Source organism: Aeromicrobium sp. (assembly GCF_032084975.1).
Classification (GTDB): Bacteria; Actinomycetota; Actinomycetes; order Propionibacteriales; family Nocardioidaceae; genus Aeromicrobium.
Map to the genome: position 1 here is coordinate 76,488 of NZ_DAMDLR010000004.1, position 15,551 is coordinate 92,038.

Annotated in this window: 17 protein-coding genes, 1 tRNA gene and 1 pseudogene; 4 read left to right on the forward strand and 15 right to left on the reverse strand. The window is 68.3% G+C overall.

The features are described 5' to 3' along the window. The first annotated feature begins 21 nt into the window (after nucleotides 1-21). Together RT323_RS01990 and RT323_RS01995 are read left to right on the forward strand one after the other, a co-directional pair. Nucleotides 22-1,761, forward strand: coding sequence for an AMP-binding protein (locus RT323_RS01990; RefSeq protein WP_313404545.1), 1,740 nt, complete (start codon nucleotides 22-24; stop codon nucleotides 1,759-1,761). Nucleotides 1,762-1,888: 127 nt separating this feature from the next. Beyond that, a complete protein-coding gene (locus RT323_RS01995) occupies nucleotides 1,889-3,115 on the forward strand; it encodes an acyl-CoA dehydrogenase family protein (protein ID WP_313404547.1) in 1,227 nt (408 codons plus the stop codon). Nucleotides 3,116-3,127: 12 nt separating this feature from the next. Here RT323_RS01995 and RT323_RS02000 read toward each other — a convergent pair whose 3' ends face one another. Beyond that, the gene (locus RT323_RS02000) at nucleotides 3,128-3,772 is read right to left on the reverse strand and encodes a TetR/AcrR family transcriptional regulator (protein WP_313404549.1); all 645 of its coding nucleotides are present in this window, start codon (nucleotides 3,770-3,772) and stop codon (nucleotides 3,128-3,130) included. Nucleotides 3,773-3,938: 166 nt separating this feature from the next. Here RT323_RS02000 and RT323_RS02005 point away from each other — a divergent pair, with 166 nt between their 5' ends. Beyond that, nucleotides 3,939-4,631: an SDR family NAD(P)-dependent oxidoreductase gene (locus RT323_RS02005; RefSeq protein ID WP_313404551.1), complete on the forward strand. Its 693-nt coding sequence runs from the start codon at nucleotides 3,939-3,941 to the stop codon at nucleotides 4,629-4,631. Between the two features lie 492 nt (nucleotides 4,632-5,123). Beyond that, nucleotides 5,124-6,254, forward strand: a complete 1,131-nt coding sequence (locus RT323_RS02010) for a low temperature requirement protein A (protein ID WP_313404553.1) — start codon at nucleotides 5,124-5,126, stop codon at nucleotides 6,252-6,254. Nucleotides 6,255-6,669: 415 nt separating this feature from the next. Here the strand turns inward: RT323_RS02010 and RT323_RS02015 are convergent. The 14 genes and pseudogenes from RT323_RS02015 to RT323_RS02080 all read right to left on the reverse strand — a co-directional run. After that, nucleotides 6,670-6,743: transfer RNA gene (locus RT323_RS02015), tRNA-Met, on the reverse strand. 14 nt (nucleotides 6,744-6,757) lie between these two features. Then, nucleotides 6,758-8,137 (reverse strand): MFS transporter, encoded by a 1,380-nt coding sequence (locus RT323_RS02020; RefSeq protein WP_313404555.1) that lies wholly within the window; start codon nucleotides 8,135-8,137, stop codon nucleotides 6,758-6,760. Nucleotides 8,138-8,147: 10 nt separating this feature from the next. Beyond that, on the reverse strand, nucleotides 8,148-8,453 hold the full coding sequence (locus RT323_RS02025; RefSeq protein ID WP_313404556.1) for a DUF2469 domain-containing protein: 306 nt from the start codon (nucleotides 8,451-8,453) through the stop codon (nucleotides 8,148-8,150). Continuing rightward, nucleotides 8,450-9,172, reverse strand: a complete 723-nt coding sequence (locus tag RT323_RS02030) for a ribonuclease HII (protein ID WP_313404557.1) — start codon at nucleotides 9,170-9,172, stop codon at nucleotides 8,450-8,452. Before RT323_RS02030 ends, RT323_RS02025 begins: the two co-directional genes overlap by 4 nt. Further along, on the reverse strand, nucleotides 9,169-9,825 hold the full coding sequence (lepB, locus tag RT323_RS02035; RefSeq protein ID WP_313404559.1) for a signal peptidase I: 657 nt from the start codon (nucleotides 9,823-9,825) through the stop codon (nucleotides 9,169-9,171). Before lepB (RT323_RS02035) ends, RT323_RS02030 begins: the two co-directional genes overlap by 4 nt. Before the next feature lie 42 nt (nucleotides 9,826-9,867). After that, nucleotides 9,868-10,533 (reverse strand): signal peptidase I, encoded by a 666-nt coding sequence (lepB, locus tag RT323_RS02040; RefSeq protein ID WP_313404560.1) that lies wholly within the window; start codon nucleotides 10,531-10,533, stop codon nucleotides 9,868-9,870. A 70-nt stretch (nucleotides 10,534-10,603) separates the two neighbouring features. Then, entirely contained in the window at nucleotides 10,604-10,954 is a 351-nt protein-coding gene (gene rplS / locus RT323_RS02045; protein ID WP_313404561.1) for a 50S ribosomal protein L19, read from the reverse strand. A gap of 173 nt (nucleotides 10,955-11,127) precedes the next feature. Next, nucleotides 11,128-12,357, reverse strand: a complete 1,230-nt coding sequence (locus tag RT323_RS02050; RefSeq protein ID WP_313404562.1) for an ammonium transporter — start codon at nucleotides 12,355-12,357, stop codon at nucleotides 11,128-11,130. Nucleotides 12,358-12,471: 114 nt separating this feature from the next. Further along, complete coding sequence (trmD, locus tag RT323_RS02055) at nucleotides 12,472-13,161, reverse strand: tRNA (guanosine(37)-N1)-methyltransferase TrmD (RefSeq protein ID WP_313404563.1); 690 nt, start codon at nucleotides 13,159-13,161, stop codon at nucleotides 12,472-12,474. After that, on the reverse strand, nucleotides 13,161-13,676 hold the full coding sequence (gene rimM, locus RT323_RS02060) for a ribosome maturation factor RimM (protein WP_313404565.1): 516 nt from the start codon (nucleotides 13,674-13,676) through the stop codon (nucleotides 13,161-13,163). The genes trmD and rimM overlap by 1 nt, the downstream gene beginning before the upstream one ends. Nucleotides 13,677-13,680: 4 nt before the next feature. Further along, nucleotides 13,681-13,920, reverse strand: coding sequence for an RNA-binding protein (locus tag RT323_RS02065; RefSeq protein WP_313404571.1), 240 nt, complete (start codon nucleotides 13,918-13,920; stop codon nucleotides 13,681-13,683). Between the two features lie 14 nt (nucleotides 13,921-13,934). Next, complete coding sequence (gene rpsP / locus RT323_RS02070; protein WP_313404567.1) at nucleotides 13,935-14,417, reverse strand: 30S ribosomal protein S16; 483 nt, start codon at nucleotides 14,415-14,417, stop codon at nucleotides 13,935-13,937. 163 nt (nucleotides 14,418-14,580) lie between these two features. Then, nucleotides 14,581-15,234, reverse strand: coding sequence for a (d)CMP kinase (gene cmk, locus RT323_RS02075; protein ID WP_313404569.1), 654 nt, complete (start codon nucleotides 15,232-15,234; stop codon nucleotides 14,581-14,583). A gap of 10 nt (nucleotides 15,235-15,244) precedes the next feature. Next, nucleotides 15,245-15,551: pseudogene (locus RT323_RS02080) on the reverse strand (prephenate dehydrogenase); the annotation flags it as partial.

The window sequence follows — 15,551 nt, forward strand, 5'->3', positions numbered from 1 at the left end:
TCAACTACGAAGGGACCTCGCATGTCGAATCCGAGCCCGCGCTCCACCGGGTCCGAGGACGTGGCGTCCGCCGTTACGCCGTACCCTCCCGAGCTCGTCGAGAGCTACCGCGCGCGCGGGCTGTGGTCCGAACGCACCGTGGCCGATGAGCTCCGGGCCACCGCCGACGCCTTCCCCGACCGAGACGCTGTCGTCACACCGGATGGCCGGCTGACGTACCGCCAGCTCGACGAGCAGGCCGACCGTCTCGCGTGCGCGTTGATGGACCTGGGGCTCGAGGCCGGCGGGTCCGTCCTGCTGCAGGTCGGCAACTCCGTCGGCACGGTCGTCACCTGGTACGGGCTCCTCAAGGCGGGCCTCGTCCCGGTCTGCACGCTTCCCGCGCACCGCGAGCACGAGATCGGTCCGATCAGCCGCAAGGTGCGCGCGGTGGCGCACGTCGTCGACGTCCGCGCGGGCGGCAGCTTCGACCTCGTCGCCTTCGCCCACCGCGCCCGGGACGAGCACGAGACGCTGCGGCATGTCCTCACGATCGGATCCCCCACGGGAGCGTCCACGTCTCCCGGCGAGTGGCGGATCGAGGACCTGACCGAAGGCGCCTCCCCCTCACAGGCACGCTCGGCCGTGGACGCGAGGCAGGCACACATCGATCCCGACGACGTCGCCGTGTTCCAGCTCTCCGGCGGGACGACGGGCGTCCCGAAGATCATTCCTCGGCTTCACGCCGAGTACTGGTACAACGCACGCGCCTACGCCGAGTATCTCGGGTGGGACGAGACCACGCGGATGTACTGTCCCACCCCCGTCGTCCACAACGCCGGGACCGTGTGCACCCTGCACGCGTCCCACGCCGTCGGCGGGTGCGCCGTGCTCGGCAGCGCGAACACCGACGACATCCTGCGCCTCGTCGAGGCCGAGCAGGCGACGGACATCATGATCGCGCCCTTCATGTTCGCGGCCGTCGGGCGACCGGAGTTCGCCCGGGCCACCCGCAGCCTGCGGCGAGTGATCCTGTCCGGAGGCAAGATCCCCGAGGAGATCTTCGACGCCATCGAGGGCAACGGCGCGTGGGCCGGACAGCTGTTCGGCATGGGCGAGGGATTCTTCACGGTGACGGCGCTGAACTCGCCCCGACTCGCTCGGCTGCACACCATCGGGACGCCCCTGTCGCCGCTGGACGAGTACAAGGTCCTCGAGCCGACCTCGGAGGAGGAGGTCGCACCAGGATCAATCGGGGAGCTCGTCTGTCGAGGCCCGTACACCCTCCACGGCTACTACGGCGCCCCTGACGTCAACGCCACCGCCTTCACATCGGACGGCTTCTTCCGCACCGGCGACCTGGTGGTAGTCCAGATGCACGACGGCCGGCCGTATCTCGCGATCGAAGGACGGATCAAGGACCTCATCAACCGCGGCGGGGAGAAGGTGAGCGCCGCCGAGGTCGAGGCCCTGCTGATCGAGCATCCGGGGATCGAGGAGGCGGCCGTCGTCCCGATGCCCGATGCCCGGCTCGGCGAACGGGCCTGCGCGTTCGTCGTGGCCGTGGACACGCCGCTGACCATGTCGATGGTGCAGGACCACCTCCAGTCGCACGGCCTGGCCAAGTTCAAGTGGCCGGAGCGCCTCGAGTGGGTCGAGCGGCTCCCCCGCACTGGGGTCGGCAAGTTCGACAAGAAGCAGATGAGCGCGGACATCGCGGCTCAGGTTCGCCAGGAGAGCGCGTCCTCGGACGCGGGACCCGAGAAGGTCGCCTCGGCGTGAGCACCGACACCGCGTCCGACGAGAGCGACCTTGCGGTCCGTCCACGACCGCGACTCTCCTCATTGACCCCGCGCGCGCCCTTCCGCGCACCTCGGTTCCTTCCCCTCTCTTCCCAGGATGATCAGTCATGAACTTCGAACCCGACACCACCACCCAAGAGCTCAGCGCTGCTCTCGAAGCGTTCATGCAGGAGCATGTCCTGCCGGCCGAGCACGTCTTCGAGGACCAGTTGGCCGAGCTCGACGATCCGTGGGCGTGGGACGCGGTCCCGATCCTGCACGACCTCCGCGCGCGAGCCCGGTCCCAAGGGCTGTGGAACCTCTTCCTGCCCGGAGTGAACGGTGCCGAACTGACCAACCTGCAATACGCTCCCCTAGCCGAGATCATGGGACGCAGTCCGCACCTCGGGCCGCCGACGTTCAACTGCGCCGCCCCGGACACGGGGAACATGGAGGTCCTGAACCTGTTCGGCACGCCCGAGCAGAAGGCCACGTGGCTCACGCCGTTGCTCGACGGACGCATCCGCTCGTCCTTTGCGATGACGGAGCCCGCGGTGGCCTCCTCCGATGCGACCAACATCGCCACCAGCATCGAACGCGACGGAGACGACTACGTCATCAACGGGCGCAAGTGGTGGATCACCGGCGCGATGAACCCGAACGCCCGGATCTTCATCGTCATGGGCAAGACGGACACGAACGCCAGTCGCCATCGGCAACAGTCCATGGTCCTGGTGGAGCGGGACACACCGGGCGTCGAGGTGCACCGAGGCATGCAGGTCCTGGGCTATCGCGACAACGACCACGGCGGTCACGCCGAGCTGTCGTTCACCGACGTGCGCGTACCCGCCACGAACCTGATCGCCGAGGAGGGGGCTGGATTCGCGATCGCGCAGGCACGCCTGGGCCCGGGACGCATCCATCACTGCATGCGCGCCATCGGTGTCGCCGAGAGGGCGATCGAGCTGATGTGCGACCGTGCGGACGGCCGGGTTGCCTTCGGCAAGCCGCTCTCGGAGCAGGGCGTGGTGCGCGAGTGGATCGCCGAGTCGCGCGTGCGGGTCGAGCAGCTGCGCCTCCTCGTGCTGAAGACCGCGTGGCTGATGGACACGGTGGGAAACCGCGGGGCCCACACCGAGATCCAGGCCATCAAGATCGCCACCCCGACGACCGTCCAGTGGATCCTGGACAAGGCCATGCAAGTGCACGGCGCCGCAGGGCTCTCGCAAGACTTCCCGCTTGCCAATGCGTACGCCTACATCCGGACGCTACGGTTCGCGGACGGACCTGACGAGGTGCACAAGAACGCGCTCGCGAAGGCAGAGCTGGCACGTCGGCGAACGGTCGACGCCTGAGACGCCGTTCGGTCAGACGAGACCTTTCCCGTCCGGTGTGGCCAAAACCGGCCACAGGGTGGCCACGAGTCGGTCGGCGAAGTCGGTCGGCACGGCACGTCCGTACCGGTTGAAGTCGGCGAAGTAGCTGCCGAACGCCAGACTCACGATCATGTCAAGGTCCACGTCCTCACGTACTGCGCCCCGGCGCTGCAGGTCGCGCAGCACCTCGGCGAGCTCCTCGCACCGCGGCTGGTTCCCGTGCTCCCGCATCTGCTGGAGGAGGCCCGGCTCACGCTCCGCCTCGGCCATAAAGTTGCCGTGCAAGGTCATGGCGCGCGGATTGTGATAGCGCGGATCCAGCCGGCGCACCGCCTCCACCATCGCTTCCCGCGGCGCCAACTTCTGAAGGTCCAGAGGCGGGTAGGCCTCGCGTTGTTTGCGCAAGCCGTGCTGCAGCGCGTCCACCACCAACTCGTACTTGTTCGCCCATCGTCGGTACAACGTCGGGCGGGTCACCCCGGCGTCCGCGACGATGTCGCCAATGGTCATCGACGAGTAACCCTTGGTTGCGAGCAGTATGCGGGTCGATTCGATGATCGCCTCTTCGATGGCCGGATCGCGTGGCCGTCCCCCGGCGCCGCTGGGCGCCCCTTCTCCGGTACTTGCCCCAGACATTCGACCCCTCCGTTGCTCGACTCCACGGGTTAGTTTACACGTCTTGACTGTAACGAAACGGGGGTGCTACTTTCGGGCTAGTTGCGTTACAGCGACTGCTTGTAACTTATCTGCGGGGACCGACGGTCCGCACAGAGGAGCCCCGACGATTTCGAGGATGGACCACATGACAACAACTCTCATCACCGGCGCGAACCGCGGGATCGGCCGCGAGATCGCGCGCCGTCTCATCGACGTCGGCCAGAACGTCTGGATCGGCGGTCGCGATGCGGTCAGCGGGCAGGACGCGGCCGACCGGCTCGGCGCCCGCTTCGTGCAGTTGGACGTGACGGACGACGGGTCCGTCGACGCTGCCGTGGCCACGCTGCACGAACGCGTCGGGCACCTCGATGTCCTCATCAACAACGCCGGAATCCTCGGCGAGGTCACGGCACCGGAGCACATGACAGCGGACCACCTGCGCGATGTCTACGAGACCAACGTGTTCGGACTCGTCCGGGTCACGCACGCATTCCTCCCGCTGCTTCGAGCAGGTAGCAATCCCTCGGTGGTCAACGTCACCAGCGGCATGGGCTCATTCGCGTTGACGCAGGATCCTGCCCGGGTGGAGTCTCGGTACCCACTCGCCGCCTACGGCTCGTCCAAGAGCGCGGTGACGATGCTCACCACGCAGTACGCGAAGACGATCCCGGACGTCCGCTTCAACGCGGTCGACCCCGGGCAGACCGCAACGGACTTCACGGGTCATGTCGGGCACAGCGTCGCAGAAGGGGCCGAGGCGGCCGTACGAGTCGCCACGCTCGGTCCGGCGACGCCCACCGGAACCGTGACCGATCGAGAAGGAACCGTGCCGTGGTGAGCGGGCGGCTCGGGCTCCGAGGAATCCTCATTCCCAGTTCGCGGCGGGCGCCCTCGCCTCGAACAGGATCGCACCCGTCCAAGGAGGGATGCTTCCTCGCCCTCGACGGCATGAAGTTGTTCTGGGACCAGTACACGACGAGCGAGGAGGACCGTGCGCAGATCACCGCTTCCCACTCCGCGCAATGGAGGCACAGTTGGCGTTCTTCCCGCCGCCGTCGCTCACCTGAAGGCAGTTCTCTCAAGTCACCGCACCCGATGGACGCGGTCCGCGACCCGAAGCGCGGGCCGCGCCCACGCCTTCCACACGTCACCGAATGGAGATCCCGTGACTCAGCTCAACCGTGAGGAACCGCTCGAGCTGCCACGAGCAGTCGCCGCCACTCGGTCCCGAGGAGCCTGTTGGAACCGTGATCGATCGGGCTGGGACTCCGGTGTAGTGAGCAGACGGCTCCGGCGTCGTGGTGGTGCTGAGACTCAACGCGCCGCGACCTTGGAGCTCTTCTACGACTTGGTGTTCGTCTTCTCGATCACTCAGGTATCGCATCTCCTTCTGGGACACCTCACCTGGGCAGGAGCAGGCCAGGCGACGATCGTCCTGCTGGCAGTGTGGTGGTCCTGGAACTACACGACGTGGGCCACGAATGAGCTCAACCCGGAGACCAATCCCGTCCGCCTCCTGCTGTTCGCGCTGATGTTCGGCAGTCTGCTGATGGCCATCGCGATCCCGCACGCTTTCGACGACCGCGGACTGCTCTTCGCCGTGGCCTATCTCGCCATCCAGGTGGGTCGCCATGCTTTCCTCGCGTTCGTGGCGGCCGGCCGTGGGAGCATCGAACGAGGGCAAGCAGGACGCATTCTCGTGTGGTTCCTCATGGCCGGCGTGTTCTGGATCGGTGGCGGGCTGGTCGAGGGGGCACCCAGGGCCTGGTTCTGGCTCATGGCGCTCGCCCTCGATTACACAGCCCCCCTCGTTCTGTTCCCGCTCCCCGGGCGGCCGAGGCTGGCTGCAGGCTCCTGGCGCCTCGCCACCGGCCATTTCGCCGAGCGATTCGGGCTCTTCGTGATCGCTGCACTCGGCGAGACGATCATCCTGACGGGGTCCGCCGCCGCCAAGCTTGAATTGAACACCGGAACCGTCGCCGCGTTCGTCAGCTCCTTTGCCGGAACCGCGGCCCTGTGGTGGCTGTACTTCATCTCTACCCGCGAGCTCAGCGAGCGTTCCCTCGCCGGTGAAGCGAGTCGCACGAGTCGGGCGAGGGACATCTACACGTACGGTCACGTCCTGATCGTGGCCGCGATTCTCCTGACGGCCGTGGGTGACGAGCTCGTGATCGCCCACCCATGGGACCGGCTGGACCGCGCCGAACTGACGACCGTCGTCGCGGGACCAGCTCTGTTCCTTCTCGCGCAATTCGCTCTACAACTGCGTGCGTCCCGTCGTGTCGGCCACACCCGACTGATCGCAGGTCTCATCTGCGTGGCGGTCGGGCTCCTCTCCGGCAGCCTCCCTGTCCCTGCCCTACTGGTCAGCGGAATGCTCGTCATGGTGCTCATCGGCGTGGCCCTTCTTGATCAGGGAGAGCGAAACGCAGAGCACGTGACTGGGGCGACGCCGCGATAGTTCGCACTGTCGTGCATCGGGCTGGAATTCGAAACGTGCAGTCGATCGAGTCCCGAGAACGACCAGGCCCGGAAATCTGTTGGATGCCGGGCCTGATCGTGTCGATAGCGAGGGCAGGATTTGAACCTGCGACCCGTGGAAGAAATCGGGACCTTTCCCGACGCTTCCCATCGTTGCCCATTCCAACGCATCCTGCTGGACGCGGTATCCAAGCCAGCGGCCACGAGAATGAGATGTCGGTCTGGCCTGGCGGAGCGCGATCCGCTCGGCCTCCGCCGAGGTGGTGCCGGGTCGAGCGCCGGCGTCGATCTCGGCCTGCCGGACCCAGTCAATGTGATGGGTAAACGATGGGATCGCATGTTTGCCCCCAAAGCAAAAGTCCAGGTCAACCTGTGGTTGACCTGGACTTTCTTCGTAGCGGGGGCAGGATTTGAACCTGCGACCTCTGGGTTATGAGCCCAGCGAGCTACCGAACTGCTCCACCCCGCGTTGCAAGAGCAACATTACCGGACGGTTTCGGTCGACCCAAATCCGGGGTCCTGTGCAGCCGCCGGATCGGGCGCCGATGACCGGTACTGGTCCGAGAGCAGCCGGTACGAGCGGGTCCCGAACACCGCCAGCGCAGCGAAGACCATGATCATCCCCGCGAAGAAGAACACGAGCGCGATGCCGCGCGCGTCCCCGCGACCGACGAGCCACGCCCACTGGTCGGCACCGGCGTCCGAGTCCAGGTACGGAATCACCCAGAACTCGGCGATCGGCGCGATCAGGAACGCCGTCACCGGGGCTGCGGCCGACTCGAAGGCCTGCGCGAAGCCGAACACCCGCCCCTGGCTGGCGAACGGCACGACCCGCTGGATGACGGTCTGCTCGGCGGCCTCGACCGCGGGGATCATCAGCAGGAACAGCCAGATGCCGAGCACGCACAGCCACTCCCACTCGCGGATCGTGAACGTCGCGTTCAGGATGCCCATCGCGACGACGACCCACAGCATCGTCCGCACCGGATTCGAGCCCAGGCCCCACCGCGCGATGATGAGGCCGCCGAGGATGAACCCGGTCGAGCCGATGCCGAAGACGATCCCCCACCACTCCACGCTGAACAGCGTCAGGCCGTACGGATCCATCAGCGCCATGAAGACGCCCGAGATCAGGTTGTTGAACGTCGTGAAGATGATGAGCGCGAACAGGCCGGGCACCAGCCCGATGGCCGTCAGCGCGCCGCGGACGTCGACCCTCGGAGCAGACTCCCCCACGGCCTCCGGACGCTCCTCGGGCACGTGCACGAAGAACAGGTGCAGCATCGTGCAGACCGTGAGGACGTTCGCGATGACGAGCGTCCAGCCCATCCCCAGCTGGCCGATCGCCAAGCCACTGAACACGCTCGTGACGATGAACGCCAACCCCTGGACCGTCCCCACCAGGCCGTTCGCGCGGTCGCGCCTGCCGTCGGGGATCAACAGCGTCACGAGTGTCGAGAGCGCGATGTTGCGCATGCTCTCGACGACGGAGCCGAACAGGACGATGCCGGCGAACAGCCAGAACCACGGCCCCGACATGTGGACGATCGCACCGGGCCCGACCACGACGTACAGCAGGCCCGCGAGCGCGAACGACGCCATCGTCACGACGCTCGAGCCGACCAGCACGTCGCGCTTGCGATGACGGTCGACGATCGTGCCGAAGAGCATCGCGAAGAACGCCAACATCAGCATGTAGGCGCCGCCGACCACTCCGGTCGCGAGCACCGAGCGCGTCTCGAGGTAGACCCAGAAGGTCAGCGCGAACCACAGGAAGCTCGTGGTGACGTTCGCGACGAGGGTGTTGACCAGGACGTGGCCGAACACCCGCACTCCGTCGGCGGGCGCGGTGGGTGTGGACATCGGGCGAGGCTCAGTCGGGGAGCTTGACGTCGGAGTCCTGCAGCTCCTCGACGTTGACGTCCTTGAACGTCAGCACCTTGACGTTCTTCGCGAAGCGCGCCGGGCGGTAGATGTCCCACACCCACGCATCCGCCATCGTGACTTCGAAGTACGCGTCACCGGACTCGGAGCGCACCTTCACGTCGACCGCGTTGCACAGGTACAGCCGCCGATCGGTCTCGACGACGTACTTGAAGATCGAGACGACGTCGCGGTACTCACGGTAGAGCGCGAGCTCCATCTCGTTCTCGTACCGCTCCAGGTCCTCGGCGCTCACCCGGCCACCACCTCACGCGTCGTCGTGTCGGCCATCGTAACCGCCGCGTCGCCCCGCGGTTCGCAGCCCGGCAGCGACCACGAGCGACGGTGATGGTCGCACGGACCGTGCTCGGCCAGCGCCGCGATGTGCTCAGGCGCCGAGTAGCCCTTGTTGAGCTCCCAGCCGTACTGGGGATGCTCCTTCGCCAGGTCGACCATCATCGCGTCGCGCGTCGTCTTGGCCAGGATGCTGGCCGCCGCGACGGCGGCGCAGCGCATGTCGGCCTTGATCATCGTCGTGACCGCCGGGACGTCGTCCGACAGGCCCGGTGGGCCGAACAGCGCGGACTGCTCGGGCACGCTCAGGTAGTCGTGGTTGCCGTCCAGCAGGACCGCGTCGGGTCGCACGGACAGTTGGGCCAGTGCCCGGTGGCCGGCCAGCCGCATGGCGGCGATGATCCCGTACTGGTCGATCTCGGCCGGGCTCGCGTGGCCCACGCCGTGGACCGGCGCCCAGCGACGGATCTTCGGCACGAGCGCCTCACGCGCGGCCGGCGTCAGCAGCTTGCTGTCGCGCACCCCCTGCGGTGCGGTGCGGGTCTGCTCGGTCACCAGGACCATGCCGATCGTGACCGGTCCGCACAGCGCGCCGCGTCCGACCTCGTCGGCGCAGGCGAGGGCCGTGCGCCCCTCCCGCAGGAGCCGGCGCTCGATCCGCAGCGACGGCGCGGTGCTCATGGCACCTCGTCGAACGCGTCGGTGCCCGGGATCAAGCCGAATCGACCGACCGGCCAGACCCGCAGCCACGCCTTGCCCACGACATCGTCCTCGGCGATGAACCCGCCGCCGGGCTGTCCCAGGTGGGCGCGCGAGTCGGCCGAGTTGCCGCGGTTGTCGCCCTGCACCCACAGGTAGCCCTTCGGGACCTCGACCTCGAAGGTCTGGTCGGAGTTCACGTCCTGGTCGTTGAGGTAGGGCTCGTCCACGGACGCGCCGTTGACGGTCGTGCGGCCCTGGTCGTCGCAGCACTTGACGGTGTCGCCGCCGGTGCCGATCACGCGCTTGATGAGGTGGTCACCGGACGGGAAGAGCCCCACGAGCTCGAGTGCGCCCTGCACCGGGTTGCCACCGTCGTCGGACTCGTCGGCTCCCAGCCAGTTCCCGGGGTCGCGGAACACGACGATGTCGCCCCGCTCGGGCCCGCCGCCCCAGTACGACCACTTCTGCACGAGGAGCTTGTCGTCCTTGACCATCGTCGGGACCATCGAGTCCGACGGGATGTAGAAGGCCTGGAAGAAGAACGTCTTGACGATGAGGGCCAGGACGAGGGCCGTCGCCACGAGAAGAATGGACTCCTGCCACAACGGCAACTGGCGCTTCTCCTCGGACACCCGAAGAGCCTAGCCCCTCGCCCCCGTCCATCGACGCAGGACTCAGTCGCGACCGGGGGCCGGCACGTCCTCGAACGCCACGGTCGACTCCGGGGCTCCGAAACGGTCGAGCGGCCAGATCCGGGCCCACACCCGACCGACCACGAGGTCGACCGGGACGAAGCCGCCGCTGGGGCTGTCCATCTGCAGTCGCGAGTCCTCGGAGTCGCCCCGATTGTCGCCCTGCACCCACACGCGCCCCCGCGGGACCGTCGCCTGGAACGTCGGCACGCCGTTGGCCGCCGGGTCGGCCAGGTACGGCTCGTCGAGCGCGGTGCCGTTGACCAGGGTGCGCCCCCGGGCGTCGCAGCAGCGCACCTCGTCGCCCGCGACGCCGATCACCCGCTTGACCAGGTGCCCGCCCTCGGGCGACAGGCCGACGACCTGCAGGGCACGGACCACCGGCGTGGGATCGGTGGGTTGGTCGAGCCACCCGCCCGGGTCCCGGAACACCACGATGTCCCCGCGCTCGGGCGAACCGGACCATTTCTGCACGACGATCCGGTCGCCCTTCACGAGCGTGGGCGTCATCGACCCCGACGGGATGACGAAGGCCTGCGCGACGAACGTGGTCACCACGAGGGCGATGGCGAGGGCCACCGCGAGCCCCACCGGGACGTCGAGCCACCACGGCAGGCGACGCCTTCGCGTGCGGCGCTCGTCGGTCACGCGCAGAGCCTAGCGGTGGACGACGACGCCCCCGCTCCGGATCCGGAGCGGGGGCGTCGAGGAGGGGCGATCAGATGTCGCGCTTCTCCTTGATCTTGGCGGCCTTGCCGCGCAGGCTGCGCAGGTAGTACAGCTTCGCGCGACGGACGTCGCCACGGGTGGCGACCTCGATCTTGTCGATCACGGGCGAGTGGACCGGGAACGTACGCTCGACGCCGACGCCGAAGCTCACCTTGCGGACGGTGAAGGTGCGGCCGATGCCCGAGCCCTGCACCTTGATGCAGACGCCCTGGAACATCTGGACACGCGAGCGGTTGCCCTCGACGATGTTGACGTGCACCTTGAGGGTGTCGCCCGCACGGAACTCGGGGATGTCGTCGCGCTTGCTCTGGGCGGCGATCTGGTCGATGACGTTCGTCATGATGGTCTCCTCGCCGGTGCCACGAGTCACCTGCGGATGTCGGTGTTGCTGGAAGTTTCGGGTGGCGCTGTTCGGGACTCCCTCATGGCAGAGTCGTCCGGCACCAACAGCCAATGATGACACAACGCCCCGCCCCCGAGGAAATCGGGGACGGGGCGGTGCTTGGCGCTCGGTCAGTCGAACTTGTAGGCGGCGCCGCCGTGCAGGACGTTGTCCAGTCCGGCGACCTCCTCCTCCTCGGTCACGCGGAAGCCCACCGTGGCGTCGATCGCCTTGCCGAGGCCGAAGGCCACCGCGAAGGAGAACACCGCGACGGCGACCGTCGGGATGATCTGGGCGATCAGCTGGTCCAGGTCACCGCCGGTGAACAGGCCCGTGTCCGTGGCGAAGAAGCCCAGGTACAGGCAGCCGAGCAGGCCGGCGACCAGGTGCAGGCCGACCACGTCGAGCGAGTCGTCGTAGCCCAGCTTGTACTTGAGGTCGATCGCGAAGCAGCAGACCGCACCGGCCACGAGGCCCAGGACGATCGCCCAGAACGGCGTCAGGTTGGCGCAGGCCGGCGTGATGGCCACGAGGCCCGCGACGATGCCCGAGGCGGCACCGACGGCGGTAGGCTTCCCGTCCTTGAAGTGCTCGACGACGATGTATCCGATGACTCCGGCAGCGGGGGCGGCGATCGTGTTGAGGAAGATCAGCGCGCCCGTGTTGCCGTCGGTGGCCGCGCCGGTGTTGAAGCCGAACCAGCCGAACCACAGGATCGCGGCGCCGATCAGGACGAGCGGCACGTTGTGCGGCTCGGCGGACTCCTTGCTGAAGCCCGCGGCACGCTTGCCCAGGACGAGCGCCAGGGCGAGGGCCGCGGCACCGGCACTGATGTGCACGACCGTGCCACCCGCCCAGTCGATCGGGGCGGCGTCACCGATCGTCAGCTTGCCGATCCAGCCGGAGAGCTCGCCCTCGGCGTCGAGGCCCCAGACCCAGCCCTGCGATGGGAAGTAGACGATCGTCGCCCACAGGCCGGCGAAGAGCATCCAGGGGAAGAAGCGGGCACGGTCGGCCACCGCGCCTGAGATCAGGGCCGTCGTGATGACGGCGAAGGTGCCCGCGAAGGCGACACCGGCCAGCGAGGACGCGCCGTCACCCGTGGCCATGTCCTGCATCGCGAAGTCGGCGAACGGGTTGCCGAGCCAGCCCGAGATCCAGTCGCCGTCGCCGATGGCCGTCATGTTGGACCCGTAGAGGATCCACAGCACGAAGACCAGGCCCATGGCGCCGAAGCTCAGCATCATCATCGAGATGACGCTCTGGGCCTTGACGAGGCCGCCGTAGAAGAACGCCAGGCCCGGCGTCATGAAGAGAACAAGGGCTGCGCAGATCAGCAGCCAGATCGTCCCGGGTTCCATATCAACCTCTTCGCATAGGTAACGGTGGGAAGCGCCCGGGCTCCCTTGCCGCGGCGCGTCACCGATACTGCTCAGCCGCGATTACGCGGCGGCACCCCAGCCGTTACGAGCGTGTTACCTGAGGTCGTCGCCCGTTAAATCGGGGCGACGCTGCTGCGTTCGCAGCTGCGACTGCTCGCGACGCCACGTGGCGATCCGCCCGTGGTCGCCCGAGAGCAGCACGTCCGGGACGTCGAGCCCGCGCCACTGCGCCGGCTTGGTGTAGACGGGGTACTCGAGCAGCCCGTCGGCGTGGGACTCCTCGGTGAGCGACTCGGGGTTGCCCATGAAGCCCGGGAGCAGCCGCACGACGGCCTCGATGATCGCGAGTGCGGCGACCTCTCCCCCGTTGACCACGAAGTCGCCCAGCGAGATCTCCCGGACCTGCCACCGGTCGGCGGCGTGGTCGAGGACGCGCTGGTCGATGCCCTCGTACCGACCGCACGCGAACACGAGGTGCTCGGCACGCGACAGGCGCACGGCGTCCTCGTGCACGAAGGGCTTGCCCGAGGGCGTCGGCACGATCACGACGGCGGTGTCGGAGCAGACGGCGTCGAGCGCCTCACCCCACGGCTCGGGGCGCATGACCATGCCCGCGCCGCCGCCGTAGGGAGTGTCGTCGACCGTGCGGTGACGGTCGTGGGTCCAGTCGCGCAGGTCGTGCGCGCGGAAGTCGATGAGGCCGGAGCGTCGCGCCTTGCCCGGCAGCGACAGGTCCAGCGGAGCGAAGTAGTCGGGGAAGATCGACAGCGCGTCGATGCGCACTAGCGGACCTCGTCGGCTTCTTCGGGGTTCAGCAGGCCCGGCCGGTCGGCCACCGTCACGGTGCCGGACTCGAGGTCGACCTCGGGCACGAGCGCCTCGACGAACGGGACCTGGACGCGGCGGCCGTCGACGGCGAGCAGCAGCGAGTCGTGGGCGGGCAGGTGCAGCACCTCGAGCACGGTGCCGCGCTCGGTGCCGTCGACCATGACCTTCAGCCCTTCGAGCTGGTGGTCGTAGAAGGCGTCGTCCTCGTCGGGGACCTCGTCGGGATCGATCTCGATCTCGAGCAGCGCGCCGTGCAACTGCTCGGCGGCGGTGCGGTCCGGGACCTCGGCGAACGTCACGAGCAGCTTGCCCGAGTGCTCGCGGGCGGCCGCGATCGTCAGCACCCCGTCACGACACAGGACCGACGAGCCCGGCGCGAAGCGCCGTTCGGGCTCGTCGGTCCTGGGATCGACGGAGAGGTCGCCACGGATGCCATGGGCACGGCCGATACGGCCGACGACGACACGCATCAGATCAGCGGCGACGGTCGACGTCCACGAAGTCGATCCGCGCGCCGCCGCGTCCGGCGATGGCCGACGCGACGGTGCGGATCGCCGTGGCCGTACGACCCTGGCGGCCGATGACCTTGCCGAGGTCGTTCGGGTTCACGCGAACCTCGAACAGCTCGCCCTGGCGGGTCTGCTTGGTGCGGACCGTGACCTCGTCGGGATGTTCGACGATGCCGGCGACGAGGTGCTCGACGACCTCCTGCATGGGAGCGGCCACGATCAGGCCTCGTCAGCCTTCGCGTCGTCAGCCTTGGCGTCGTCAGCCTTGGGCTCCTCGGCCGGGGTCTCCTCGGCCTTGGGCTCCTCGGCGGGCGTCTCGTCAGCCTTGTCCTGGGCCTTGTCCTTCTTGGACTTGGTGGTGGCGGACTTCTTGGGCTCGGCGTGCAGCTCCTTCAGGGCGGCCTGGAACGCCTCGGCCTTGTCGGCCTTGGGCTCGGGCTGCTTGAGGGTGCTCTGGCCACCGATGTCACCGGTGAGCTTGAGGATCGCCGCGACGGACTCGGTCGGCTGGGCGCCGACGCCGAGCCAGTACTGCGCGCGCTCGCTGTCGACGTGGATCGTCGACGGCTCCGTCTTGGGGTTGTACGTGCCGATCTCCTCGATCACGCGGCCGTCACGCTTGGTGCGGCTGTCGGCGACGACGATGCGGTAGAAAGGCGTGCGGATCTTGCCCATCCGCTTGAGGCGAATCTTGACTGCCACGAGTGTGGTGTCTCCTTGATGTATCGATCTGTGGGTGAGTCCGACCCGGCGTGTGGGGCATGCCGGTCATCGTCGAGGGCCGGGCGCGGCGGGAGAGAGGGCCCACCGATTCCGGACGCAATCACCCATTCTGCCAGACGTGGCGCCCGCACTCCAACCCGTGTCAGCGCTGCGCGAGGGCGACGATGCGGTCGATGACCTCGTCGAGCGTCATGTCCGTGCCGTCGACGACGATCGCGTCCTCGGCCTGGGCCAGCGGAGCGGTCTTGCGGTTCGAGTCGATCGCGTCGCGGCGGGCCAGCGCCTCGCGCATCGCCTCGGCGTCCTCGACGCCCAACTCGAGCGCCCGGCGGCGTGCACGGGCGACGGGATCGGCGACGAGGTAGACCTTCAGGGAGGCGTCGGGAGCGACGACCGTTCCGATGTCGCGGCCCTCCACGACGATGCCGCCCACGGCCTCGGCGATCAGCTTGCGCTGCAGGTCGACCAGCTGCCGGCGCACCTCCGGGACGGTCGCGACGGGACTGACCGCACCCGTGACCTCGTCGCCGCGGATCGGCTCGGAGACGTCGACTCCGTCGGCCTCGATGGTCGGATGCTGCGGGTCGGTGCCCGAGGCCAGCACGACCTCGGCCGAGGCGGAGGCGACCGCCTCCGCGTCGTGCACGTCGACGCCGCGCTGCAGCATCGCCCACGTCATCGCGCGGTACATCGCGCCCGTGTCGAGGTAGGCGTACCCCAGCGTGGAGGCCACCCCGCGCGAGGTGCTGGACTTGCCCGAGCCCGAGGGCCCGTCGATGGCGATGACGTGGGTCACGAAGGTCTCCTCAGCGGAACGCGGCCCAGCCGCGTTCGGTCAGTGCGGTGTGCAGGTCGTCGGCGACGCCGACGCGGACGACGACCTCGACCACGCCGACCATTCGGCCGAGCTCGTGGTCGATGCGCATGTCCTCGATGTTGACCCCCGCGTCGCCGATGTCGGCGAACAGGCGGGAGAGCTCGCCGGGGGTGTCATCGATCGAGACGAAGACGCCCTCGACGGCGGTCGGGTGGGCGCCGTGCTTGCCGGGCACGCGCTGGACGCCGGCCCGGCCCCGGTCGAGATGGTCGGCGACCGAGCCGTCGGCCGATCGC